24 protein-coding genes are annotated in these 25,986 nt (G+C 45.6%); 14 read left to right on the top strand and 10 right to left on the bottom strand.

Annotated elements, in window-relative coordinates; all coding sequences use genetic code 11:
- Positions 1-67: 67 nt before the first annotated feature.
- Entirely contained in the window at positions 68-421 is a 354-nt protein-coding gene (locus JNUCC32_RS09195) for a DoxX family protein (RefSeq protein ID WP_036660610.1), read from the bottom strand.
- Positions 422-560: 139 nt separating this feature from the next.
- Here JNUCC32_RS09195 and JNUCC32_RS09200 point away from each other — a divergent pair, with 139 nt between their 5' ends.
- Positions 561-929 (top strand): winged helix-turn-helix transcriptional regulator, encoded by a 369-nt coding sequence (locus tag JNUCC32_RS09200; RefSeq protein WP_015735560.1) that lies wholly within the window; start codon positions 561-563, stop codon positions 927-929.
- A gap of 27 nt (positions 930-956) precedes the next feature.
- On the opposite strand, the gene JNUCC32_RS09205 is transcribed toward JNUCC32_RS09200, so the two are convergent.
- The 6 genes from JNUCC32_RS09205 to JNUCC32_RS09230 form a co-directional block, all read right to left on the bottom strand.
- Entirely contained in the window at positions 957-1,697 is a 741-nt protein-coding gene (locus JNUCC32_RS09205) for an ABC transporter permease (RefSeq protein ID WP_145036672.1), read from the bottom strand.
- The gene (locus JNUCC32_RS09210) at positions 1,694-2,605 is read right to left on the bottom strand and encodes an ABC transporter ATP-binding protein (protein ID WP_192571753.1); all 912 of its coding nucleotides are present in this window, start codon (positions 2,603-2,605) and stop codon (positions 1,694-1,696) included. The genes JNUCC32_RS09205 and JNUCC32_RS09210 overlap by 4 nt, the downstream gene beginning before the upstream one ends.
- Before the next feature lie 17 nt (positions 2,606-2,622).
- A complete protein-coding gene (locus tag JNUCC32_RS09215; protein WP_096773885.1) occupies positions 2,623-3,033 on the bottom strand; it encodes a DUF3021 domain-containing protein in 411 nt (136 codons plus the stop codon).
- Positions 3,030-3,488 carry a LytTR family DNA-binding domain-containing protein gene (locus JNUCC32_RS09220; RefSeq protein ID WP_096773884.1) on the bottom strand — a complete coding sequence of 153 codons (459 nt, stop codon included), beginning with the start codon at positions 3,486-3,488 and terminating at the stop codon, positions 3,030-3,032. The genes JNUCC32_RS09215 and JNUCC32_RS09220 overlap by 4 nt, the downstream gene beginning before the upstream one ends.
- 413 nt (positions 3,489-3,901) lie before the next feature.
- Positions 3,902-5,284, bottom strand: coding sequence for an ADP-ribosylglycohydrolase family protein (locus tag JNUCC32_RS09225; protein WP_192571754.1), 1,383 nt, complete (start codon positions 5,282-5,284; stop codon positions 3,902-3,904).
- A gap of 106 nt (positions 5,285-5,390) precedes the next feature.
- Positions 5,391-6,239: a helix-turn-helix transcriptional regulator gene (locus JNUCC32_RS09230; RefSeq protein ID WP_192571755.1), complete on the bottom strand. Its 849-nt coding sequence runs from the start codon at positions 6,237-6,239 to the stop codon at positions 5,391-5,393.
- Positions 6,240-6,544: 305 nt separating this feature from the next.
- Between JNUCC32_RS09230 and JNUCC32_RS09235 the strand changes: the two genes are divergently transcribed.
- The 10 genes from JNUCC32_RS09235 to JNUCC32_RS09275 all read left to right on the top strand — a co-directional run bounded on the left by JNUCC32_RS09235 (position 6,545) and on the right by JNUCC32_RS09275 (position 20,534).
- On the top strand, positions 6,545-8,218 hold the full coding sequence (locus JNUCC32_RS09235; RefSeq protein WP_192571756.1) for an extracellular solute-binding protein: 1,674 nt from the start codon (positions 6,545-6,547) through the stop codon (positions 8,216-8,218).
- Between the two features lie 117 nt (positions 8,219-8,335).
- Complete coding sequence (locus JNUCC32_RS09240) at positions 8,336-9,241, top strand: ABC transporter permease (RefSeq protein WP_009590100.1); 906 nt, start codon at positions 8,336-8,338, stop codon at positions 9,239-9,241.
- 37 nt (positions 9,242-9,278) lie between these two features.
- On the top strand, positions 9,279-10,163 hold the full coding sequence (locus JNUCC32_RS09245; RefSeq protein ID WP_176502408.1) for a carbohydrate ABC transporter permease: 885 nt from the start codon (positions 9,279-9,281) through the stop codon (positions 10,161-10,163).
- Between the two features lie 40 nt (positions 10,164-10,203).
- Complete coding sequence (locus JNUCC32_RS09250) at positions 10,204-11,934, top strand: sensor histidine kinase (RefSeq protein WP_192571757.1); 1,731 nt, start codon at positions 10,204-10,206, stop codon at positions 11,932-11,934.
- 12 nt (positions 11,935-11,946) lie between these two features.
- Positions 11,947-13,629, top strand: a complete 1,683-nt coding sequence (locus JNUCC32_RS09255) for a response regulator (protein WP_192571758.1) — start codon at positions 11,947-11,949, stop codon at positions 13,627-13,629.
- Between the two features lie 96 nt (positions 13,630-13,725).
- Entirely contained in the window at positions 13,726-15,000 is a 1,275-nt protein-coding gene (locus JNUCC32_RS09260; protein WP_192571759.1) for a Gfo/Idh/MocA family protein, read from the top strand.
- Between the two features lie 317 nt (positions 15,001-15,317).
- Complete coding sequence (locus JNUCC32_RS09265) at positions 15,318-17,630, top strand: DUF4855 domain-containing protein (RefSeq protein ID WP_228468910.1); 2,313 nt, start codon at positions 15,318-15,320, stop codon at positions 17,628-17,630.
- Positions 17,627-17,803, top strand: coding sequence for a hypothetical protein (locus JNUCC32_RS31555; protein WP_228468911.1), 177 nt, complete (start codon positions 17,627-17,629; stop codon positions 17,801-17,803). The genes JNUCC32_RS09265 and JNUCC32_RS31555 overlap by 4 nt, the downstream gene beginning before the upstream one ends.
- Positions 17,804-18,215: 412 nt before the next feature.
- The gene (locus JNUCC32_RS09270) at positions 18,216-19,634 is read left to right on the top strand and encodes a stalk domain-containing protein (protein ID WP_192571760.1); all 1,419 of its coding nucleotides are present in this window, start codon (positions 18,216-18,218) and stop codon (positions 19,632-19,634) included.
- A 114-nt stretch (positions 19,635-19,748) separates the two neighbouring features.
- Positions 19,749-20,534 (top strand): stalk domain-containing protein, encoded by a 786-nt coding sequence (locus JNUCC32_RS09275; protein WP_192571761.1) that lies wholly within the window; start codon positions 19,749-19,751, stop codon positions 20,532-20,534.
- A 232-nt stretch (positions 20,535-20,766) separates the two neighbouring features.
- Here the strand turns inward: JNUCC32_RS09275 and JNUCC32_RS09280 are convergent, their stop codons facing one another.
- Positions 20,767-21,678, bottom strand: coding sequence for a DMT family transporter (locus JNUCC32_RS09280; RefSeq protein WP_192571762.1), 912 nt, complete (start codon positions 21,676-21,678; stop codon positions 20,767-20,769).
- Positions 21,679-21,831: 153 nt separating this feature from the next.
- On the opposite strand from JNUCC32_RS09280, the gene JNUCC32_RS09285 reads away from it, so the two are divergent.
- The 3 genes from JNUCC32_RS09285 to JNUCC32_RS09295 all read left to right on the top strand — a co-directional run bounded on the left by JNUCC32_RS09285 (position 21,832) and on the right by JNUCC32_RS09295 (position 24,818).
- Complete coding sequence (locus JNUCC32_RS09285; protein WP_096773874.1) at positions 21,832-22,734, top strand: AraC family transcriptional regulator; 903 nt, start codon at positions 21,832-21,834, stop codon at positions 22,732-22,734.
- A 75-nt stretch (positions 22,735-22,809) separates the two neighbouring features.
- Positions 22,810-23,739 (top strand): poly(ethylene terephthalate) hydrolase family protein, encoded by a 930-nt coding sequence (locus JNUCC32_RS09290; protein WP_192571763.1) that lies wholly within the window; start codon positions 22,810-22,812, stop codon positions 23,737-23,739.
- Between the two features lie 209 nt (positions 23,740-23,948).
- On the top strand, positions 23,949-24,818 hold the full coding sequence (locus JNUCC32_RS09295; protein ID WP_192571764.1) for a hypothetical protein: 870 nt from the start codon (positions 23,949-23,951) through the stop codon (positions 24,816-24,818).
- Positions 24,819-25,038: 220 nt separating this feature from the next.
- Here JNUCC32_RS09295 and JNUCC32_RS09300 read toward each other — a convergent pair whose 3' ends face one another.
- Together JNUCC32_RS09300 and JNUCC32_RS09305 are read right to left on the bottom strand one after the other, a co-directional pair.
- Positions 25,039-25,248 (bottom strand): hypothetical protein, encoded by a 210-nt coding sequence (locus JNUCC32_RS09300; protein WP_036660591.1) that lies wholly within the window; start codon positions 25,246-25,248, stop codon positions 25,039-25,041.
- Positions 25,249-25,473: 225 nt separating this feature from the next.
- A complete protein-coding gene (locus JNUCC32_RS09305; protein ID WP_096773867.1) occupies positions 25,474-25,932 on the bottom strand; it encodes a DinB family protein in 459 nt (152 codons plus the stop codon).
- Between the last annotated feature and the right edge of the window lie 54 nt (positions 25,933-25,986).

A 25,986-nucleotide genomic window follows, 5' to 3' on the forward strand; every position in this document is an offset into this window, starting at 1 on the left:
TGCAGGTCGATTCTCTGCTGCTATATTCACTACTGAAACATTGAATCCAGCTTCGGCAGATGCTGGTTTAAAAACGACCGATCACAATAAATACAGTTAACACAAAGAAGACAACGTTTACGCCTATTTCTCGATGCTCCTTGCGTGCAACATGGTATAAGGCGCCAAGAAGAACGATTGTGGCAAGACCTGCAGCGGCAATAGGCGTCAATATGGGCGCGATATACATCGCTAGTGGCAGAATGAGTCCGAAAGCTCCTACCAATTCTGCTACCCCAATAAAGACGACGAACGCTTTGGGAACGTCTTTCACCCATCCCCAAGACGCGTTGGCTTTTTCAAACTGAAACGCCTTTAACCATCCTGAGTAGACAAACCCCAGCGCAGCAAGCCCTTGAATGATCCATAATGCGATATTCATGAATGGTGCTAACCTCCTTATTACTTATTTGCGTTCTCTGAGGTTATAATAGTCTAGTAATTGGGTTCAATGAAGTAGGCACTTTATCTAAACATAGTGAATAAAAAGTTACCTAAGGTACAGGGAAGCGGGGAGTTCAATGAAAGAGTATTGCAAATTTGAATCAGCGCTTGATATTTTGGTGGGGAAATGGAAGCCCGTCATTTTACTTCAACTGATTTCCAACGGCACCATGAGATTCAGCGAGCTTCAAAAATCGATACCGGGTATAAACAAAAAAATGCTTACCCAACAGTTAAGAGAGCTTGAGTATAACGATATTGTACATCGAGAGGTTTATAACCAGGTCCCTCCAAAAGTAGAGTATTCAATTTCCGAGTATGGCAAAGGTTTAAGCACGGTGCTAAAGGCATTGAACAATTGGGGAGCGGCTCATATGGAGCATATGAATACGCTCTATGGAGTAGATCGTTTCAGGTTTGAAACCGGGTCAACCGATTATAAATGATGCGATGCAAGTCTTCTTATAATATTCCTATTTCCCGCTCCACCGGAAAAACCGTGTAGCAAGCACAACAGATACAATGGCAATGCCAATCAAAACAGCTGCTTCAAAGCCATACTCCGTAATTGGCGCTTCTGTCCACGTCCCCCGCAGCAACTGAATGACGTAATAGAGCGGGAGTATTTTCGCTGCATATTGAAGAACCGTCGGCATCATTTCCAGCGGGAATGTCGCTCCTGACAGGAACAGCATCAGGTTTAGAAATAATGAACTGATTGCGGAAGCAGCCTGAGTGTTTTTTGCTAATGAGGTCAGGAATAAAGCAAACGGGAAAAAAGCGAGGATGCTAATAAGCAATGAAAGCAGGGTGCTTCCGATGTAGGCCGGCAGGGTTAAATCGTAGAGCAGCATGCCAAAGACCATCAGAAGCATGGCGGATATTGCAAAGATGACGGTCCCTTGAAAGGTATGGGCGGCGAGGATTTTCCATGGCTGGAGCGGTGTTGATTGATATCTTCGCAATACGCCCGTTTCCCGGTAATTGGTTAAAACAGTTCCCAGAGTAAAAAAGGAAGTGGTTACGATATTGACGCCAATCCACGAAGGAACAAAATATTCCGCAAAAGCCTTTTGACTCATGTTATCTCCAACAAACATGGATCCAAACAGCCCGATCATCACAATAGGAAAGAGAAACGTCCAAAACATGCTTAAACGGTCTCTAAAGAACATTTTCGTTTCTAAACTGGCGAGTTTTACGATTGCGTTCATCCGATCTTCTCCTTTTCTAGGTACTGGATAAATAAATCATCGAGAGAGCCTTTTTCAAACCTGAAGCTGGACAATCGGATGCCTTTTTCCTGACAGTAACTGAAAATGTGATAAGCCGTTGTCTGTTGGTCATCACAAAACACTTTAAATTCGTCTTGATTCTTTTCAACGCGCTCCACGCCGGGAAGCGAGCTTAGATTTTCGGGGGCGACTCCTTCACTGATAAAGGTAAGACAATTAGCAGCACCTTCGTTTAATAATTCACGAGGGGAGTTTAAAGCTTTTAATTGGCCGCTGTAAATCATCGCCACCCTGTCGCACAGCTGCTCAGCTTCTTCCATATAATGCGTGGTCACCACAATCGTACTTCCACGATCCCGTAACAGCCGGATCAAAGACCACATTTCCCGCCTTGCTGAGGGATCAAGACCCATGCTCGGCTCATCAAGAAATAAGATTTCAGGCTCATGCAGAGTGGCTAAAGCAAGAGTTACCCGCTGCTTCCATCCGCCGGATAGGTCATCAAATTTTACGTTCAGCTTTTCGTTTAAGCCAAGCAATTCTATGAAATGATCTTTTTTCGTGGCATTATCATAAAATGAAGAAAAGAGATCCAGCGCTTCTTTTACTTTCATTTTCTTCTGGATCGAAGTGGCTTGAAACTGGACACCAATTCTCTTGTTCAACTCCCGAAGCTGCTTATTGGGAACGAGTCCAAGGACTTCAACCGCTCCCTCGCTTGGATCAGAGATTCCTTCCAGGATTTCGAGGGTGGTCGTTTTCCCTGCGCCGTTCGGCCCGATAATTCCGAAGATTTCACCTTTGTAAACATCAAAGGAAAGATTCTTTACTGCCTTGGTCCCGCCAAAGTTTTTCGATAGATTGCGAACTGTAATGACACTCTCCATGCGTTTTCTCCTTTTATTCAATGTCTTCTAAGATCGTTATTCAGCTTTTTCGATTCATTTTTAAAATAAAGATAAAATCCAATCCATCCGATGGCGTAACCGATAATAGAGATTCCCAGGAATATCAAAAAGTTCTTTACATTAATGTGAATCCAGCCGATCCATTGGCCTAATAAAAAGTAGACGATGGTGACTGTTAAAAAGTGCAAGGCGGTTTGTATGGGCAGGCGAAGTGAGCGAATTTTGAAATAGAGGGGTGTGACATTAAACAGCCAGCCGCAGAATATATAGCCAAATGCATTTTTAATAAAATGCATTCCGTCTATTGTCGATTGTCCGCCAAAATAAATAAGCGCACTTGTAGTCATTACAGCAATAAAGGCCCCGAAGAATATACCGATCATGCTTCTGAAAAGAAATGCATTCATTTCGTTTCCCTCCTGTTCATCTTTAGAATTTCTTTAATTCGGCCAATGTAATGACGCGAAACATATTCTTTTTCACCTGATTTAAAGTGAACACAGAGGGTCCCGTTAAATGATGGTTCGAAATGGCTCATTGCATGCAGGTTTGCAATGACGGATTTTGAGATCCTGATAAACCGATGGGAAGGAAGGGAGTTTTCGAGCTCATATAATTTTTCTTTTATTTTAAAGATTCCTTCTGAGGTGGCGGCTGTGACCACATCGCCTTCTGTACGAAAGTAGTGTACTTCCTCGTGCTTAATTAAGTGCTGATTCTCTCCATCTTTTCCGACGATCAAATCCATATCATTCTTATTGAGGTACTCGAGGATCTCCTGGATGGCTGGGGTCAATTCTTTGCAGTGAATCGTCACCGTGGTTTCTTCGTTGCGCGGGTCGATGTCGAGTGAAATTTTCATGTATAGACGGCTCCTCCATTCCATACGCTTTATAGGTTTAGTATAGATGGTGATTTTTCAATTGTCATTAAAACAAAGGCGACACGCAGGACGCGGGTAGTAAGATGCATGTATCGGCGTCCGACCTGCAGCAAAGCAGATATTATCCTACACGAAAATGGCTTATGCCTTCAAAAATGAATAATCGAAATGAGCTCATCGGGCGTACAGAACACTTGCCAAGAGGATATTATTGGAGGTGTTACACAGATTATTATTTAAATGCTTTGAAAGTTGATGTTCGGGTAATTTCTCAAGAGGAATTTGATAAAAAAGAGAAGGCAGCTGGTCAGAGCGATCAGCTGCCTTCTTAAGTGAACGGACATATTAGTTTAATATGATACCGCATTATACTCGATTCATCCTAAATCATGTTAATGCTGCAATTTTCGAAAGACGCGATAGCTTCTTTGCGCGCATTCGGAGATGGCAATGGGGTGGAAGCCACTGACATCGGCATACAACGTATCGTTTAGCGGCGAGATCCACTTCTCAGGAAGCGCCGCCGCTCCAAGGGATGCGCCAAGAATGGAACCGACGGTGGCGCCATTGCAATCGGTGTCCCAGCCACCAAGTACGGCTGTTGTTATGCCTTTCTCAAAATCGCCTCCGGAATGAATGAGCGCAGCCGCGCATAATGCAGCATTATTATTGGTATGAACAGGGTGATAGTGCTTAAATGCTTCCCATATTTTACTCACCAAATCTATTGTGTCTTCCGTTTCCTCGGCAATGTTGACCGCTAATGCGATATCTTCTGCAAGACGGCTGTGTTTCGGAATTTCACTCAATCCGATCTCAACAATTCGCTTCATATCACTTTCAACGAATGCGGCGGCAATCATAGCCGAGCAAAACATGGCGCCATAAATGCCATTCTTCACATGGGAGAAGGAAGCGTCCCGCCAAGCAAGCTCAGCTGCAAGCTGGGGCTGGCCGGCAGCACCGTATGCATAGCCGTCCACACGGATTTGGGCGCCGATCCATTCGCGGTAGGGGTTTAAATAAGAACGGCCCCATTGGATGTGTTTCTCCCAGTCATCTGGTCGATCGCCGCTAATATGTGAAGTGACGCGAGCGAAATTAAGATAGGACTGCGCTTCAGCCGTGAATACCTGCCCGAATGACAAATGACGATGCCACAGCTTGCCCACATCCCAGGAGTTGAAATCGAGCCCGCGTTCCTCAAGCATGAGCAGGCCGAGAACGGTATATCGAATATCATCGTCCGTTTCCATAAAGCGAATGTTATCCCGGCAGCTGGCCAAGCTGCTCCACCTTGCTATCTCGATACCGTACTCGGCTTCTGCAGTTGATTCACCCGGTGTATAGTGGCAAATCGGCCATTGCCCTGCGCCTTCGAACCACAACTTAACATTGTGCCAGCCGGGTCTTCCGCCCGAGCCTTGCATGAAGGAAGGAGCTTCGAGAGGTTTTCCGAGCGCACAACCAGCCGAACGGCCGAGCCACGCACCATGAAATTTATCCTGCCATTTAAGCTCATCCCAGTTTCCGGACAGGAATCTCGGTCCATCCGGACGTTCGGCGCGAATGGCCTCCAATTCCGACGGCTCGAAATACTTGATATCCTCATGTGGTTCAAGAGCCATTAAAGCCTGGTATACTTCCATTAACTTTGATTCGTCTGTGCCGGCTGCTTCCAGCCGCTCGGCCATCCCCTCAACATGACAGCCTTCTTCTCCGCGCTGTTTGATTTCTTCCCGAACTAATTCCCTCAGTCCATTCCATTTCGTCATCAAGGTTACCCTCCTGAAATCCATGTAATCAAAATATGCCTTGATTATAACCAGCCATGCCGGCAATGGCTTCTCAAATCATGAAAGCGTTATTCTCATTTTTTGCTCATTCCGTAATCCCTATTGATTGCCGATAACGGATCGGAGACAGGCCGACAATCTCTTTAAAAACACGGTAAAAGGTCGGCAAGCTTTGAAAGCCGCATTCGAAAGCAATATCGGCTACAGCTTTGTCTGTTCCTGCCAATTCCCTCTTGGCAGCCTGGATACGCAGCAAGGAAACATATTCCGAGAAACGATAACCGGTCGTTTCCAGAAACGCCCGGCTCACGCGCGAGACGCTTAAACCAAGTTCATCAGCCAATTCCCCTAAGCTAACCGGCTCGTGGTAACGATGCTCGACCAAAGCGGCAAGCGATTGCGCCTGGCGAACGGAATGTAGCATATGATGACGCTCATCATCGGTCAGCAAACCGTTGTAATGTCGAAGAAGACGGCCGCACAGCTGAATGAGCGCGCTTTTGGTCATTGCCAAATAACCGGGGGACTTTTCCCGCAGTTCTTCCGCTATAGCCAGCACCCAAGGCGTAAGCTGTTTGGCGAGCGGCGAGCCGCCCATAATATGATTGCAAAAATGAGTGGAGCGATAGGAGAATGGCAGCAGAAGACCGGGCTCCTCCGCTAGCAGCAGCGCGGGATCAAAATTAATAAAAAGATAGCGGCTCGGGTCATCGGGGGCAGATTGGGCAATATGCCGTTCATCATTGTTGACCAGAAATAAGTCGCCAGGTTTTGCTGCATATTGTTTGTTGCCAAAGAAAAAATAGCCTTTGCCTGTTAAACAGAGACCGATCTCCAGGCTTGCGTGCACATGAGGCGGCTGCCGATAAGTGGCAGGGGTCCATTCGAAAGCATTGATAGCAATGGGATGGTCATAGGCAATATGAAGTCTCATTATGTCCAACGCCTCCAGACAATCATGAATTTATATGCTAAGTATATAGACAAGGGATGACTTCAACCAGATACTGTTATTTACTTTCATACATACATTTTGAGGTATTTCTAAATGAAAAGTAAATGCTGCCGATGTATAAGTGAATCACGATAATTATTTGCTTTTTGCCTGGTGTCAAGAGGTGTATACGAAAGTAAAGACTAGTATATAGAACAGCGGGGGGCTTCTTTCTATACTGGAATTATGAAAGACTGCAATACAATTTGCAGAAAACTAAACGAAATGTACCGGAGGGGTAAAATTTGAAGAGCAAAAAGGCACTTGCAATGATCTCCTTGACGCTTGCATTGGCGATTACAGGCTGCGGCTTCAAAACGTCGTCTGAGCCAAACCAACCATCTGGAAATTCCAAGGAACCGATCCAAACAACAGGCACAGGAAACAGCAATGATATCATTGAGGTTTCAACGGTTTCGCCAAGCGATCCTTACTTGAAATTTGACGAAGGTGAAGACTTCGACAAAAACTCAGTTTATGACGTTTATGAACAAGATATCGGTGTCAAAATTACAAACAAGTGGATTGCAGACATCAGCCAATTCAAAGAGAGAGTAAAAATTGCCATCGCATCCAACGATCTTCCCGATTTCTTGCTTGTAAACGCTGCTCAGCTTAAAGAGCTAACGGAAGCAGATATGATTATGGATTTGACAGAGATTTATGATCAGCATGCTACGGAAGAGACAAAAAAGTTTCTGACCATGGACGGCGGCATGCAGATGAAAACTGCGATGATCGACGGGAAAATGATGGGGATTCCAAGCTCATACAACCCGTTCAACTATCAATACTTGTTCGTTCGTACCGACTGGCTGAAAGAACTTGGCTTGCCTGAGCCTAAAACAATGGATGATTTCATAAAAATTGCCGAAGCGTTCAAAACCAAGAATCCTGGCGGCACAAAACAAGCTTACGGTATTGCGGTCAGCAAAAACCCATTTAGTATCGAGACAGGCGTTACCGGTCTGAGAGCGTTCTTGAACGGCTATCACGCTTATGAAAACATTTGGATGGAAGATGGGAACGGCGGTTTGATGAACAGTGATATCCAGCCCGAGATGAAGCAGGCGCTTGCAGCGCTGCAAGACATGTTCAAAAAAGGGTTGATCGATCCTGAGTTTGCGGTTAAAGATACGGAAAAAGCCGCTGAGCTCATCTACGACGGCAGCATCGGCATGGTATTTGGTGCTTCCTGGACACCGGCGCAGCTTGTGCAGGGCGCTGTGAAAGACGGGAAGGTTGTTCAAGAATGGGGAGTGTTCCCTATCCCTTCCGTAGACAACAAGCCTACATTGAATCAAATTGGTCTTGGTGTTGACGAGTACTATGTGATCTCTAAACAAGCCAAGCATCCTGAAGGCGTTATCAAATTGCTGAACCAATGGATCGTCGTTGATAATACGATGAATCCGACAGATGAACAAAAAATCTATCTGTATGGTAAAGACAAACAAGAAAAAGGCAACAACTACTGGCTGCTGAACCCGCTTCGCGTAGGCAAACAGATGGATAACAACGGCGAAATTCTGCCGAAAGCGATCGAAACGAAAGATCCTAGCATTCTTCAAACTGCAGACCAGAAGGGTCGTTATGAACGTGCGATGAAATTTATCGATGGTAGCGATATCAATATGTGGTGGGAAGTGCTGATTTCGGGGCCGAACGGAGCGGTATCGCATAACCCAAAAATCCAGCAAAACAAAGAATACCTGCAAAACAAATTCTACGGCGCACCTACGCCGACGATGGCAGACCGTCAAGAAATTTTAACGAAGAAACGTGATGAAATATTCATCAAAATCATAATGAACCAAGTATCCGTAGACGAATTCGATACATTCGTTGAAGAGTGGAAGAAGCTTGGCGGCGATGAAATCACGAAAGAAGTTAACGAGTGGTATCTATCGATGAAATAGGATCTGTAGCGCAAAGGAGGGATTGAATCTATGCAATCCCTCCTTTTTTCAAGAACAATCAGGTTCTTGAGCAAGGAATGCGCACAACATGAAAAGTTTAATCAGCGAGGTGAAGATATGAATAGTCTTACGCGCATGTGGAAGAAGGAATGGCCGCTTCATTTGATGCTGCTGCCGGGTTTAGCTATGATTGTTATTTTTAGTTACATTCCGATGACAGGAATCATGATGGCTTTTCAAAAATATGTGCCGAATAAAGGGTTGTTCGGCTCCCCGTTTATCGGATGGAGGAACTTCCAGCTGTTAATGGATTATCCGGATATCGGCCGCATCTTCTTTAATACGGTATACATTGCTGTAATGAAAATCGTTGCCGGTTTGTTCGTGCCAATCACGATAGCAATTTTGCTTAATGAATTGCGTAGAGAATGGATGAAAAGAACGTTCCAAACCCTGGTCTATCTGCCCCATTTTCTATCCTGGGTGCTGCTGAGCGGGATTTTGGTCGATATTTTGTCTCCTTCCTCCGGCATATTGAACCAGCTGCTTGGATGGTTCGGCATGAAGCCGATTTTCTTTCTTGGCGATAATAACTGGTTCCCTTATGTCATGGTCATCTCCGATGTATGGAAAGAATTTGGATTTGGTACCATTGTTTATTTGGCCGCACTGACAGGAATTAATCCTACGCTGTATGAAGCCGCTCAAATCGATGGTGCGGGCCGCTGGAAACAAACGCTTCACGTGACGCTGCCGGGCATGATGCCGATCATCGTTCTTATGCTGACGCTTAATATCGGCAATGTGCTGAATGCGGGATTTGATCAAATCTTTAACCTGTACAGCGCACCGGTTTATGAAAGTGCCGATATCATTGATACTTTTGTCTACCGTATGGGGATCCAGCAAGCCCAGTTCGGATTTGCCACAGCTGTCGGCTTATTGAAATCCGTCGTATCCTTTATTTTCATTTCCGTATCCTACGTACTCGCATACCGACTAGCGAATTACCGTATTTTCTAATAGATGAAAAGTCGGTGATTCAGAAAGGAGACTGACCGTGGTTATTAAACCGTCATTCGGAAGAAGGGCTTTTCTAGTTTGCAACCTAGTCTTTCTAGCGTTTATATCTTTTTTATGCTTAATGCCGATCCTTCATATTTTGGCGATTTCGTTTAGCTCGGGTTCGGCGGCGGCAGCCGGCAAGGTTGCGCTGTGGCCTGTAGAGTTTACAACGGCGGCTTATGATAACGTGTTCGGCAAGCCTGAGTATGTAAGAGCCTTTGGCATTTCGATTCAACGGGTTGTTGTCGGGACGGTATTAAGTATGTTGTTAACGATTATTACAGCTTATCCTTTATCCAAGGATCGCAATACGTTTCGTCTAAGAACCGTCTATGCATGGATATTTGTTTTCACGATTTTGTTCAACGGCGGACTCATTCCTACCTATTTGACAATTAAAAGCTTGGGACTTATTGATACTCTCGGAGCGTTGGTGCTACCTATGGCAATTAACGTGTTCAACGTCATCCTGCTATTGAACTTTTACCGCAATCTGCCCAGGGAGCTTGAGGACGCTTCACGGATTGACGGAGCCGGGCATTTTGCAACGCTTTGGAAAATATATGTACCGCTATCGTTGCCCGCACTGGCGACAACGGGGCTGTTTACGATGGTAGGGCATTGGAATAGCTGGTTCGACGGCATGCTTTATATGAATCACCCGGAAAATTATCCGCTGCAAACTTTCTTGCAAACCGTTATTATTAAGATGGATTTCCGATTTCTTAAATCAGAAAATGTGGAACTCATGCTCCAGCTGTCTGACCGTACAAGCAGGGCGGCACAAATCTTCGTAGCGGCTTTCCCGATTCTTATTGTCTATCCATTCTTGCAGCGGTTTTTCATCAAGGGCATTGTAATGGGAAGCGTAAAAGAATAGACAAAGAAGGTCGTAGATCTCGGGCACAGGAGAACAGACGATGAAAAGTATATTCTTTTTACAGGATTCCTCTATATTCAAAAAAATAATGGCTGCCTTTTTGGCAGCCTTACTGCCGCTTATGGCAATTACCTGGATGATAAATGAGCAAGGGGCCGATCATATCCGCAGTGAAATATCCGATTCGATTTTGAATACGACAAGGTTTTATTTAGAATCCCTGGATCAGGAAGCAGACCGGATCAGCCGATATCTGCCTAACTACGTTATGGACAGGGATTTGATGGAAGTGGCGGCGACAGGCGAGCAGATGAACTCCTATGAGCGGTCGTATAAAATATTGGATATTCAGCACCGCCTGGATTTAATGAAAAATTCCAGTCCGTTCATTCGCGAGGCGAAGGCGTACATTCCGCTAATCGAGCGCACGGTGCTGAGCAACAGCTTTGAAACCAAGCTGAATGCGGAAGAATATGAAGCGATGCAGCCGGACAAGAAGCTTTATACGGAGCCCTTTATTTACTGGCAGGACCGGCTGTTTATTACGATGCAGTACCCTGCAAGCAAAAAAAACCCGCTCTATGTGGTAGGCGTAGAGCTCTCAACCGGCAAAATTAAAGAAACCTTAGCGCAAATCGGCAATAGCAGGGGAGGCCAGACCGTATTGTTAAACCTGGAGCGCGGCTGGGAAATCAATAGCGGCTCCGACCTTGAATTGCATGATCTGATGAAGCAGCTGGCTTTTGAGAAGCAGGCAGCGAAAATAGATGAAGGCTATGATACGATTCATTATAAAAACAAGCGCTTTCTAACCGTATTCAAGTATTCCAGTCTCTGGAATTCATACACGGTAACTTGCATACCGGAAGAGATGATTCTCGGTTCATTGCAGGTATATAGGGCATTGTTTTGGTGGGCTTGCGCGCTTGCTGTTTGTATTTTTTTATTTTTTACCTATTTTATCATCCGATTAATATACCGTCCGTTGTTAAAGCTGGTGCGTTCCTTCCGCCGCATGCAGCAAAACGAGCTGGAGCCGATCTTGATCGACCGCAGGCAGGATGAGTTCGGCTATTTATACCAGGCTTTTAACGATACCGTGAAATCTTTGAAAACACTGATTGAGGAAAATTATGAGCAGCAAATTCGCAATCAGCGTTCGGAGCTGAAGCGATTGCAATCGCAAATCAATCCTCATTTTTTATATAATTGCTTTTTCGTGCTTTGCCGCTTGATTAAATCCGATACCCAGAAGGAAAAAGCCTACCAGTTCTGTTTGTACATCGGGCAATATTTTCAGTTCATTACTCGCCATCATGATGACGACGTTCTGCTGGAGATGGAGCTTGAGCATTCCCGCACTTATGTAGAGATGCAGTCGATCTGTTACGGGGAACGAATCGAAGTGCTGTTTGAAGTCGAAGCCCAGCCGATTGAAGTTCCCCGATTGATTTTGCAGCCTATTATTGAAAATGCTTATAAGTACGCCCTTGGCAATATGCGCGGCACGGGCGAGCTATGGGTGCACAGCAAGCTGCGAAATGATGCTTTTTACATTTACGTAGAAGATAACGGCGAGTTCATTACGGATGAGGAAATCGAAGCGCTTGGCAAGAAGCTGCGTTATTCAACGAACCAGATGGAGGAGACAACCGGCCTGCTTAATGTTCATCGCAGAATTCAGCTTCGTTATGGAGAAGAGTATGGGATTACCGTATCACGCTCTGAGCTTGGCGGGCTTCAAGCTATTATTAAACTGAGCATGAGCTAAGGAGGAATCGCCATGTACAGGCTTTTAATCGTGGATGATTTGCCGATTATTGTAGATGGTCTTCTGGAGTTGTTCGAGAAGACGGAGCATTTGGAGCTTGAAGTCATGAAGGCCTATTCCGGCGAAGAAGCGCTTGAGGTGCTGTCCCATCACCGGATGGATATTGTGATTTCGGACATTAAGATGTCCGGCATAGAGGGCATTGAGCTGCTTCAGGAAATCAAATCGCAGTGGCCGGCGTGCAAAGTTATTTTATTGACAGGGTTCAATGATTTTCACTATGCGAAGAACGCCCTAACGTTTGGCGCCTTTGATTATTTGCTGAAAGTGGAAAGCGACGAGAAGATCATTCATACCGTTGAACGGGCGATAGAGGAAATCGAAGAGGAACAGGGTCAGGCTCAAATGATCTTGCGGGCCCAGTCCAAAATGAGAATAGCGATGCCTTCCCTGCAGAAGGAATATATCTGGGGTCTATTACAAGGTAAGACGATGACGGGTCAGCAGCTTCGGGACGCTTTTGCGGAAATGGACATTCCGCTCGACGCATCGCTCCCTGTCTATTTACTGATTGGCAGGATCGATGCCTGGAAGGAAATGTTCACGGCACCGGACAAGGCTTTGCTCGCTTACGCACTTCAAAATATCGGCGATGAGTATTTATCCGCCCATGTGCGCTGCTTCTCCGTCGTATTTGATATGAACAAAATGGTATGGATCTTTCAGCCTAAAGCCGGTCCGGAGATAACGGCGGATACCGGTACGATGGAATGGACCCGGGCATACCGCTATGTGAGCGGCAATTTGGAGACGATCCAGGCGACCAGCAAAAAGCTGCTGAGCCTCTCCGTATCTTTTCTTATTGGCAGCGAGGCTGTCTCATGGAATCGGCTGTCGGATCGTTTTCATGCGATGAAATACGGGCTTATGCAAGGCCATGGCTTGTTCCATGAGGTCATCATGACCGATCAAGATCTTCAGAAGTCCGAAGAAAAAGAGAAGGCGAAAAGCTATCATGACAGCTTTTTTCACGCTCGCGTGCAGCTGCTGATGAGCTGTCTTGAAAATAATCACCGCGAGCAGTTTAATCATCTGTTTGTCGAATTGACAGACATCTGGAACGATCCGGATACTCCTTATGAGCGCAAGCTTGAGTTGTACCATTTCCTATCTGCGGTATTTCTGGCACATTTGCACAAAAATAAAGATATGCGAGACTATATGAACACCCAGATTAATATGGATATGCTGTTCCGCCAGGAGGAGACCGCTTCATGGACGGAGCTCATTCCATACTATTGGCAAATTGCGGACTGCTTTTTTGAATGGAATGCGCTTCGAGGGACAGAGCTGCCGGCGGAGGTCGTCAATAAGGTGCATCGTTATATAGAGGAGCATATTGCGGATGATATATCCCTAACCGCGATCGGGGATTATGTCAGCTTGAATCCATCCTATCTCTCAAGGCTATACAAACAGATAACGGGAATCGGTCTCTCTAAATACGTAAATGATTACCGCAATGTCATAGCAAAAGATATGCTGCTCAATACATCCATGAAGGTCAATGAAATTGCCGCCAAACTCGGCTACAATTCCGCGCTTGCCTTTATCCGCTTTTTTAAGAAGCAAAATGATATGACGCCACAGGATTTTCGAACGGCTCGCACCGAAACCATGCACCAAGGTCAATAAATGTATATGGAATGTAAGCAATGATCTATTTTGATGCGCGGAGTCACCCCTTACAATGAAATTAGGATGCAATTGTACATGCAAGGGGGACTAACATTGAGAACATTAACGGCTGTACTATTAGGCGCAGGCAGTAGAGGAAGATACATCTATGGACCATATGCGGAGAAATTTCCGAATGAGCTGAAGTTTGTTGCAGTAGCCGAGCCGGATGAGGAACGCAGACAGCGTTTTGCTGAGATTCATCAAATCGCTGAAGAGCATGTTTATCATTCTTGGGAACAAGCATTCGAGCAGGGGAAAATAGCCGACGTGATGATCATCTGCACGCTTGATCGGATGCATTATATACCGGCAATGAAAGCGTTGGAGCTTGGCTACCATGTCATGCTGGAGAAGCCGATGTCACCGGATGTGCGGGAATGCATAGACCTGGAGCAAGCATCCCTTAAACATCAGCGTTTGCTGGTGGTCACGCATGTGCTTCGCTATTCCCCGTTCTGGTCGGGCATCAAAAAATGCATCGAGGATGGGGAGCTGGGTGCCATCGGCACCATTCAGCTGACAGAGAACGTAGGCTATCACCATATGGTTCATAGCTACGTACGCGGCAATTGGCGCAATTCCGAGGAAACAAGTCCGATGATTCTGGCCAAATCCTGCCACGACCTGGACCTCATCTCCTGGCTGATGGATGAACCGTGCACAGCGGTCAGCTCCTTTGGCTCATTGCTTCATTTTAAAGCCGAGAACGCGCCGGAGGGTGCTACGGACCGCTGCATCGATGGTTGCGAAGCCGAGAGGGAATGTGCTTTTTCAGCGATTAAAATGTACTTGGAGCAACCTGCCGATCATTGGGCGCGCTATATGACGCACGATTTATCACAGGAAGGCATTATCCGGGCGCTCAAGGAAGGACCGTTCGGCCGCTGCGTCTATCGCTGCGATAATAATGTTGTCGACCATCAGGTCGTCAATATGGAATTTGCCAGCGGCGCTAATGCTAATTTCATTATGTCGGGATTAACCCAAAGCGGTACTCGCCGTGTGCAGATTATGGGTACGCAGGGAGAGATCATGGGCGACATGGATAAGGGTTCTTTTACGCTGTACCGTTATGCGACGGGCGAAGAGATTGAAATTAAATGCAGCGTGCAGGGCGACGGCCACGGCGGAGGCGATGAGCGCATGGTGAGCTCCTTCCTTAAAAATGTACATAAGTTCGACCGCAACCCGTCTCAAGGCCTTACATCGGCTACCGCTTCCTTGCAAAGCCATTTGATTGCCTTCGCTTCCGAACGATCCCGTTTGCAGCAGGGCAGAAGCATCAAGCTGACCGAGATGTATCAGAAGGAAGAAGCGGGCGTTTAATTGTACACAACTGTGGAACTTGAATTAATTCGACCGCAAATTCGCCGTATGAGTTGAATGAAGCCGCGAGGGTGGACGGCGCCATAGCCGCTGCAGATGATGATCTGCCGGCTAATGGTTCACCTTCGGACTGATCTTCTAAGACATTTCGCGAGCAAAGAAGGGAATGAGGAATGAGAATTTTTTATTTTTGAAAGCGATTCCAATCAGGGCGTTTGCCGAATTTCGTGAAAGGGGGGATCCATTTAGGTATTCATCACTAAGCGGGTAAAGAATTCAGGCATTTCTACACTTGAGATTAAAAAGGAGCTGACCTAATGACGTTGAACAAGAAATGGGGATCCGTCCTGCTGACAGTAGTATTGCTGATTTCCTCGATTTCTGCGGTGCAGGCAAAATCGCCTGTTCCGGCAGTGGAGGAGACGCAATTCCGCAATCTTGCGGCCGGCCTCCCATATGAATGGTCCGAGGAGCCAGAAGCGTCGCATCCTGACAACGGTTACAAACTTACGGATGGAAAATACGGCACGTTGGATATGAATGACCCGGCATGGGTAGGGCATCTGCGTGGAAAAACGCGGGAAGTCGTCTTTGATCTCGGTGAGGAAAAGTCAATCGGAAAGATTACCGCTCACTTCTTCCAAGATTATCCTACCAACTCGATCCTCGTACCTTTGACCGTATCGATGTATGTCTCCGATGATAAAGAACATTGGGGCCTGCTGTCACATAACGCCACTCAGCTGCTCTGGGGGGAAGGACCGCCAAGGCAGGAGAACTTTGAATGGGACGGCAGCCGGGATGGAATCAAAGGCGGGAATACGGACGGCAAGCTGGCTTATGCGCGTTATGTTAAAGTAACCTTTACGATGCATCCTTCGCAATGGGAATACATTGACGAAATCGAAATTATAGGTACGGATGGCAAGGCTCAGGGGGCGGTAAAGGTTCCTGCCGAACAGCCTCGTTTTTTGGAGCCTGGAGAAGCTACAGCCGGTATCCGGAACCTGAATCTGCTGTATAACGGACAATATGCAGATGGGTTGGGCGATTGGAACAAGGACCGGATCATCCCGAACATCAGTTATGTAAATCATGATGGCGAGCCTGTCGACTGGCTTTTTGACGGTATATTATATCTCGGACTGGCTTCGCCTGCCGGCCGTGACTTCGGTGTCGGACAAACGATCCTGGAGGACTGGAACTGGTATTTGGATAAAACCTTCGCACCCGCGGGGGATATGCAGCAGTTGAATGAGGCAACAGTGGAAGTCGGAGCCAAGCTGGACCAGCCTGATCATAAAATGAAGGTTGTGCTCATGATTCCGAACCCGGGGGAATACGTAAACGACTTTGGCGACGTTGACGGTGACGGGGTATCCGAAAGCTTTAACGACTCGTTTGTCGGCAAAGAGAAAGCGCTCGAAAACCGGATAAAAGCGATGCAGTGGTGGCTGGATCAGGTTCTGCAGAAGTGGCAGGAGGCGAACTATTCCCATCTGGAGCTTGTCGGCATGTACTGGCTGGAAGAACAAATCAGCACAAGCGATACAGGCCCCGATTTACTTAAAGCTGTAAGCGGCAAAGTTCATGACATGAACTTGAAATTTTTCTGGATTCCGCACTCTTTGGCATACAAAAGCTTTATGTGGAAAGAGGTAGGGTTTGATGCCGTGGCGCTTCAGCCTAACTATTTCTTCGGCGGAACGGATTCCGACCGTTTGGAAGATGCCTCGAACCTGGCCAAGCAATATGGGATGTCGAATGAGCTGGAGTTCGATGATCGGATGCTGACGGACGACGTATTCCGCAACCGCTATGTCGAATACTTGAACAGCGGCGTTGAAACCGGCTTGATGCAAAATGGTTTTAGAGCTTATTACCAAGGCAATAATGCCGTTTACAACTTAGGGGTAAGCAAAGACCCAAGCTTGCGTTTGATGTATGACTGGCTGTACCAGTTCTTGAACGGAACGTACACGATTGACAGCAGCCCGACACCGGAGACAATGGAGGAGCTTGTACGCAGTTATGTCGCGTCGAACGAAATCAATTCGGCTTTTGGCAATGAGTTGTTGTATCGTTTGCAGATCATCAAGCTGCTTCTGGAGCAAAACAATCCGAAGGATGCCGTAACGTATATGCAGGATTTCCTCGTACACATTCACGACCCGGCCGTGCAAGCACAAGGGTTGATTTCGGCACCGGCAGCAACGGTGCTTGATACCTATGCCCAAGTTCTCATGGAAACTTGGTCTGACGACTGGGGCCTCAGCAATCTGGCTCAAGGTCTAAGCTATGCCATTTCGCGACCGCCTAACAGCAACTATCCCGATTCCGGGAATGAACTGACGAACGGCCTATTCGGCGGAACGGATTTCAGCAACGAGCAGTGGCAGGGCCATGCGGGAAGCGCCTACCCTGAAGAACGAAGCCGCACCATCACATTGGATTTGGGCCGCAACAAATCGATCGGATCAATCAGAGCCCATTTTCTTCAGGATCAAGGACCTGGCATCTATTTCCCTCAGAACGTCGCTTTTTCCGTTTCAACGACGGCCAAACCTGGAGCTCACTGGCAACCGTTTCTCCGCCATCGGCTCATGATGCTGCCTCTGCCGAATTCGTGAGATGGAGCGGCTCAGCAGACGGCGTGCCGGGGAAAGCGGGAGCCGATAAAGTGTTCGCCCGCTACGTCAAGATCGAATTCCCGGTCAACGTCTGGGTCTTCCTTGATGAAATCGAAGTTCTTGGCATGGACGGCAAGGCGAATGGTGCCGTCGTTTTGCCGCCGACGCCGTAAATACCGGGCATCCGGTAACGGCAGTGAATTCCATGACATATTCTGTCGCGCCATGATGAACGGTATCTTATGATTCCTAATAAAAAGCCATGAGCGCAGCATTATTTTTCACGCTGTGACCCATGGCTTTTGCTATTGAATCGGTCCTGGCGCCCCCATGGGAAGTGAAGGACTCGAGGAAGCCGAGTTGGACGAGATGTTCGACTACCATGAGAAATATGCTCGAGCGTATGAGCACTAAGTAAAGTATCGTGTAAGGCTGGAGGATTTATGGAAAGGTTAGCCAGAGTCTACTGGTTGGCCTTTTTTTGTACTCGTCTTGATGGCACAATGGAAAAAAATGTACTGCAACTTTTATCGGTTATAAGCGTCATTACCATAAGACACCAGTAGAAGAGGGGATAGAAAGGAAATGAATAAGGTTTTATCAGGGCTCGTATTCGTTTTGGTAATGATGAACAGCTTACCGGGCGTGGCATCTATGGAACAGGCTTCCCTGGAAGTAAGTTTTCAGGACGAGCAGTTGGAGCAAGCAATAAAGCAGATTTTAAAAAAGGATGAAAATGCGGCTGTTACACAGAAAGATATGGAATCATTAACATTACTTGATCTTTCAAGACGAGGAATTAAAAGCATTCAAGGCTTGCAATATGCTTCCAATGTGAAATATCTTGACTTGTCCAATAATGAAATTGACGATATTACGCCTCTCAAGCCATTGATTAAGATTCGCGAACTTGATATTGCGGACAATCAGATCGCTTCAATTCAGGATTTGTCCGCCATGACGGATTTGGAAATGTTGATCGTAAACCGGAACCAAATTTCGTCGATTGATGTGATCAAGCAGCTTGGGCGTCTGCATACATTCGAAGCGAACGATAATCAAATCTCGAATATAACGGCATTATCGTCGGCCACAGAATTAACATGGTTACAACTGAACGGGAACCAGATCGCGAATATTCAGCCCTTGAGCAGATTAACCAAGCTAAAGAATTTGGAAATAGCGAGCAATCGATTCTCGGACCTGAGTCCACTTAAGCCTCTATCCAAAAGTTTAATGAGCCTAAACATCGGAAGCAATCGAATTTCGGATCTCCGTGCGCTTGAAGGGATGACGCTAATGAGGGCTCTTTCCGCGGAAAACAATCAGATCAAGAAACTAGATCCACTGAAAAAAATGTCTAACCTGTCTTCCTTGAATCTAAACTCTAATTTGGTTTACAATCTTGGGCCTTTGAAATCCTTAAGCGAACTTCATTATTTACATCTAGCGGATAACCGTGTGTGGAATTTGGATCCCATTCGAAATCATACGTTCGATCCTCCTCATTTTGACACGGGAGCAATTAGATACGCGTTGGATTTAAGCGGTAACTATTTGGATTTAAGAAGTACGACCAAAACGTATCAACTACTCAATAAGCTCGGTGGGGATGGATCCCGCCAACTGAAAGCCCAGCGATTAGTGATCGGGAGCAGAACTGCTTACATAGGAGAGAGTTCCTTTAAGTTAAGCGAAGCCTCGTTTATTGCATCGAGCCGCACTTATGTCCCGATTCGATTTGTATCCGAGCGATTGGGTTCGAAGGTAGGGTGGAACCAAAGCAAACAAGAGGTAACGATCAGCAAAGACAACACGACGATCCGTTGGAAAGTGAATGAAAAGAAAGCAAACGTGAATGGAAAAACCGTTTCATTTGATGCGCCGTTACTGTTGAAGAAGAATAGTTCGTTTATCCCCGTACGCTTCGTGTCCGAGCTGTTAGGCTCTCCCGTTGAATACGTGGCGAATCCCAAAACGGTAATCATATTTGAGCAAAAATAGCTTCATTACGTACTGCCTGAGCCCTCCGGCGTAAATTGCTGGAGGGGTTTGTTTTAAAATAACAAGGATTGAGTTAAGGTCAAGGATATAATCGAACCGTGGGAGGAGTCATCCATGAAAAAAACAATACTCGCACTAACATTTTCTTTAGTGTGTACCTTACTAATCGGTAATCCTGCGATAAGCTTCGCCGATAATTTATCGAACACGGTTGACAATGGAATAATCGAAAATGGACGAATGCTGATTCCATTACGCGCTGTTTCAGAGAAATTCAATTCAGAAGTAACTTGGAACCAGGCCAAAAAAAGCATTACGATTATTCGCGGCAAACGAGAGCTATTGCTGCGCGTGAACTCTCGCACAGCTTTATTAAATAACGCTGCTTTCAGCCTTGATGTGCCAGCAAAAATCGATCATGGAACGACTTATGTGCCCGCACGTGTTTTTGCTGAAGCTTTTGGCGGAACGGCGCTGTGGTCCAAACAAGAGCGAAAAACAACCATTACGATCGGTCTGCAACAGGTCTTTATCCATACAGAGCCGCAGAAGCCTTGGAGAATGAGTCAAGAAAGAATAAACGTACTGAATGAAAAGATAAATGAAGCCACCGATCTCTCAAGCTATTCCCAAATCCGAACACATTTCAGACCTTATTTCACGGACTCATTTATAAACAAGATTATTCACAGTAATGGCATTAAAAATAACGCTATACTAACAAAAAAGGCCGATATTACTTACAGTAGTACCACAGCGGCGAGAATGCACCAATCGGCTTATTTTGAAAGCGGACCTATCAATCTTGAGCTTGTTGATCGTTTTGTATTCTATAAATTGGTTGATAACCAATGGAAGGTAGATGATGTGAACGTGGGTAGACAAATTATTGCGCCATAATACGGTCGAGAGCAGGATAAGCGCCAGAAGAATTATGATGTCGCTGCATGATATTTTTAAAGAAGGGTTTAAAAACAGCCGATCCACGTGGATCGGCTGTTTGTGTTTAAGCTAATGAGCAGCTTAATAATGTTATACCTCATGCAATCGTAAGGGATGCAATGTATCCTATTCCATATGGAGGATGCTGGCTAGTTACATTCTACCGATGTACTAATACTGCATACACTGATCAATGCGAAAGATTTTTGTGAGCTGAATATCTTAAGGTTTGCAGCCAAAAATATGTCAGCATGCCCAGCAGCGTAATCATTCCACCTACAAATTGAAATGCGGAGATCGTTTCTCCCAACAACAGATAAGCCAGCATAATGGCCAAAACGGGTTCGCCGATAATGCCTACGGAAACCGTTGTTGCACCAATGGACTTGAGCAGCACGTTGAAAACATATTGGCCAAAGATCGTGGGAATGATCGCAAGCAGAAGGAAGTATGTCCAATCCGAAGCGTTGTAATGGGTCAAAGAATGGTGATTCCACAAACTGTAGACGAGCAGGACACTCCCCCCAATAAAGAAGACGACAACAGTATATAGATTCGCATTGATTTTGTGGCTCACTTTCTGTCCGACCAGCATATAAGCCGACACCAGTATGGTTCCTATCAGTGACAAACCGTCCCCGATCAATGCCTCTCTTGAAACTCCAATATCTCCCCAAGCGATAATAAGCGAGCCAAACAAGGCGGCAACCAAGCAGAGAACGGTCAACACACTCGCTCGTTCCCTAAACATATAGTACGAACCGATCATCACAAACAAGGGCTGTAGCGCCAGGATAACCATGGAACTCGCCACGGAGGTATATACCAACGACTCCATCCAAAACAGGAAATGCAATCCCAGAAGCAGGCCGGCCAAAAAAACGGTTCTCCAATCCTTCGAGTCCAGTTTCGAGGAGCGGAGCGTTTTCCAGGGGACAAACGGAAGTATGATGAGTGCCGATAGATAAAGTCTGTACATACCGGCTACAGCGGTTGGCGTGTCCGATGATTTGATCATGATCGAAGATACGGATACCGACAGAATGGCGATAAAAAGCAGGATATACGGTTGAAGCTGTAACGTTAATTTATATCTTTTCAATGATTACCCTCCAAGAGGGCCTATCCGATCGTCTGTGCACAGGCTAGTGATAAGCCAAATTCATGATATAATAATATCATCGTATATTATTGTATTGTGTAATTATATCCTTCAATAATATAGATATATCGTCATAGAAAGGAGCTAGTTGGAATGGCAAAGCCGCTGCATGAAACTATTTTGTACCCCGACGATTCGTTTCCTTATATCATGTACACGCATACGCTTCATAAAAGCATTCCCGAAGGCAGAGGATTCAACGATCTGCATTGGCACGAAGATCTGCAGATCACGTTGGTGACGAAAGGAAAACTGAGTATTCAAGTAAATGGGATGGATCATGAGCTGGAAACCGGCCAGGCGATTCTGATCAACAAGGGAGTTCTTCATGTGGCGACGCAGCTAACGCATGACGGTCAATATGTGAGTTTCAATTTTCCTGAGAAACTGCTCGCCTTCCACGCGGACAGTGCCATGGAAAAAAATTATGTGCTCCCTTTTACCCATTCTTCTTTCGTTTCGCTCGTGATCACAGGAGACGCGGAGTGGGAGAAGCAGGTATTGGACCTGCTCTGGGAAATGAGAAAGAAGTTTAATATTAAAAAAAGCTGGGGATGGGAATATGAGATTTCGATTCAAACCGTACAGCTATGGTACATCTTGATCTCCAATATGTCGGTCTCTCCCGTGGAAGCACCAAAACACGTGAAGCGGCAACAGGAGAGACTGCAATTCATGCTTAGCTTCATACATCAAAACTACTCGTTTCCTGTAACGCTGCAAGAAATTGCCGATGTTGCGCATCTGAGCATCTCGGAGTGCACCCGATGTTTTAAAAAAACGGTTCATATGACCCCCTACGAGTATCTGATCAAGTACCGGATAAAGAAAAGCAGCGAATTATTAATATCAACGGACGACACCATAACCGAGATCGCCCGCAGGGTAGGCTTCAATCATGTCAATCATTTTATTCAGTCTTTTAAAAAGTACCACGAAAGAACACCCAAAGATTTTAGAAAGCATAGAGCTGAAATGAAACATTCCAAAGTTTAACGTATATCCATTCAGTTTCATACTTTAACTGAGAAGACGATAGAGAAATCGGTAGTCTATCGTGAGGTCACGTATATGTCGGTTCTGAAAAAACGCAAGTGGATTTTATGGTTGTCCGCTTTAGTCCTGATCGTTGCAGTTCCAATAACAATTTTCATGCAAATTATCATTCATTCAAATATACCAGAACTTGCGGATGGTAGCATTGAGCAGCGGTATGCGCAGAAAGGAAGCTATCATGTAAAGGTAGAAGAAGTTAAGAGAATGAGCGGGGAGGCTTTATTTAGAATATACTACCCGGCATTTCAAGAAGACGAATCCTATCCTATTATTTCATGGGGGAATGGAACGGATGCCACGCCAGATCGTTATGATGAGCTCTTAACTCATCTAGCTAGCTGGGGATTCATAGTAATAGATTCGTACAGCAAGACAACAGGAACAGGCAAAGAAATTGTGGAGGCTATTGATTATTTGAAAAATGAAAACGAACAAGCAAACAGCTTGTTTTATCAAAAAATACAAATGGAACATATTGGTGCAGCTGGGCATTCTCAAGGGGCTACAGGTGTCATTAATGCACATACCAACTATAAAAGTGGATCGTTGATTAAGACGGTTGTTTCCATCGCTCTCCCGGATTTGAAGCATTGTGATCCGGAAGATGTGTACGATACAGCACGTATTACCGTTCCTTTTCTCATTATGGGAGGTACACGAGATTTCATAATCTCACCGGTATCAACGAATCAATTAGCCTTACATAATACTCATGCAAGCACGCCAGTTATGATGGGGATGGCGAAAGGTGCTGCTCATACAGCGATTGAAGGTAATGGGGGCAATCATAGGGGGTACTTGACGGCTTGGATGAGATATCGGCTGTTTGATGATCAGGAAGCCATGAAGGCATTTCATGGGGATTCTTCCGAGATGATGCTAAATACGAATTGGGTGGACGTTGAACAAGCTAATATGGATGATCATACATTCGTGAATCCATAACAATCATGTTCGGTTATATCCCCTCGTGGGATTATGTTCGTGTAATTTATAGGACTTTCTCTCTGGCGGAGTGCTCTTTTGCTTGTATAGACGAAAAGAATCATTTTTCCGGGAAGTTTGATGAAATGGGTATACGACCTCTGTTGAATATAATACGATCAGTCTTATTACGTAACAAGTTCGAATTTACGACAACGGAGGGAAACGCTTTGAAGTACATTAGGACGATTATGATGATAGTAGGCGGCATCTGCTTGTTGGGCATTGGCTGTACCGTTCAGAAACAAGAATCGGAGATAACCCTAAGCGAACTCAAACAATCCGATAACAATATTCGCGTACCACATAATGACCGACTGCATATGTCTACTGATCAGAGGTGGGTTGAGGAAGAAGGGCATCAGTCTGATCTGATTCGGCTTCAATGGACGGCGGAAAGGGCTAAACCTGCAATCGTGTGGCTCGACGAGAAGGGAATGAACAAAACGGCGATCATATCGCATGACAAGGCTAACAATCCTGATCAGCACGACCATAAGCATATCTCATTCGAGACGACGATGTCGCCAACGGGGGAATATCCGAACCAACTGTTTACCCGGTTTGAAATTCCTTACGATACTGACGTTAGCGAGATTCGTACGCATTCTTCCAACTTCAATGTAATGAACGGCATATTGCGAGTCGCAGGGGAAAAAGGGACTAACCGGGATATCCAGTTCAGTGTAGCCGGCAAGGAAAATGAGACGATAACGAGATGGGCCCTTCGGGCAGATAGTTCCGAAGAACCGGGGGATAATTCCGGAGCCGATATGCAGTTCGTTCGTTACGACGATGACGGCAACGTCGTTGATTCCCCGCTAACCATAAAGCGCAGCAGCGGTAATGTCGGTTTAGGTACGAATGACCCCGATACCAAGTTAGATGTAAACGGGGATATGCTTCGAATCCGGGAGAAATTTACGCCAGCTTCATCCACAGATGCCTGTAGTCAGGGTCAGATAGCATGGGACGACGATTATGTATATGTTTGCGTTACCGAAAACAAGTGGAAAAGAACAGAGCTCTCGTCTTGGTAACATTGGATAGGTGATAGGCGAAAAGGGGCAAGTGCGGGAAAGGGGCCTTGTCCTTTAACGGTATATGTCAAGGATTGCCGCGGCACAAGAACATGGGCTAAAAAACCATAGTGGGTGTTTCGGCATAGCAAGCATCATCGATCCGGGTAGTTCAACAATCAAAGGAGAACTCCGCAAAATGTGTTATCCATATTTAATTTTGTCATTTATCGCATCCCATTCACTCTTTCTTTTTTTTGAAGAAATCGAACTTGATCACATAATCAAAGAGAAAGGTGATTGCAACAGCTCCAAGTGGAATCATTGCGTATGCCCACGGCGGATTATTTGGAGCTTCACCAGGGGGTGCATCAATTAAAATCTCAAAAAGAACAACACAGTAAATTACGGCCAATACAATACCTGTTACGTTCCTGCCTTTTTTACGCATGGCTATTTTTCACCTTCCTTAACTTTAACAACCACTGAATATAAATCATCTTATTCTAGAAACGTTGAGAAGCGGGTCTTCCGGAACTTGAAGGTCTGGATAAGCTAAAGTGAACTGTTAAAGAAGGAGAGTCGGAAAGTCATTTTCAGCATCATTTTCCTGTGGATTAGTCCGACGTTGGGTAGCAACAGGCTTTACCATTATAAGACAAAATGATTTTTAGGTTCAGAATAGGGGACCGGGGAATCCATTCAGACGTGCGATGACGCCGATTTGACCGACATGGTACGACTCATGCTCGAAAACATGATGGAAAATCCATCGCAGAGTTGGCGCCGAAGGCGGTTCCCAACCGTCTGAAAAACGAGGGAGCTGTATGGCTGGTGCATATTCATCGTAAACCATGGAATTGAGCTTCAGCTCCGTTTGGTTCCGAATATCGATATAGGCCTGTAAAATTTGCTGCGAGTGCTCCAAAGACTGCGGAAGTAGACATTTTCCCTTAGAACTAATCACGTTAATCCACTCGTCTTCGCTGCGCGCGATGTGCTCAACGATCCAGGCGATAGTGTTGGGATGATCGGGATGCTTTGCATACCACTGTTCTTCCGTCAATTGGTTTAAATAAGGGATCAGGATCTTCCTTACATCATTTCGATAAGGAAAAAAAGCAACTAGTTTCATGACTCCTCCGGTAAGAAGATAGAATAAGTAAAAATTGAACTATCATCATAGAGG

Origin of the sequence: Paenibacillus sp. JNUCC32, assembly GCF_014863545.1 — a bacterium.
Taxonomy (GTDB): domain Bacteria; phylum Bacillota; class Bacilli; order Paenibacillales; family Paenibacillaceae; genus Paenibacillus_AQ; species Paenibacillus_AQ lautus_A.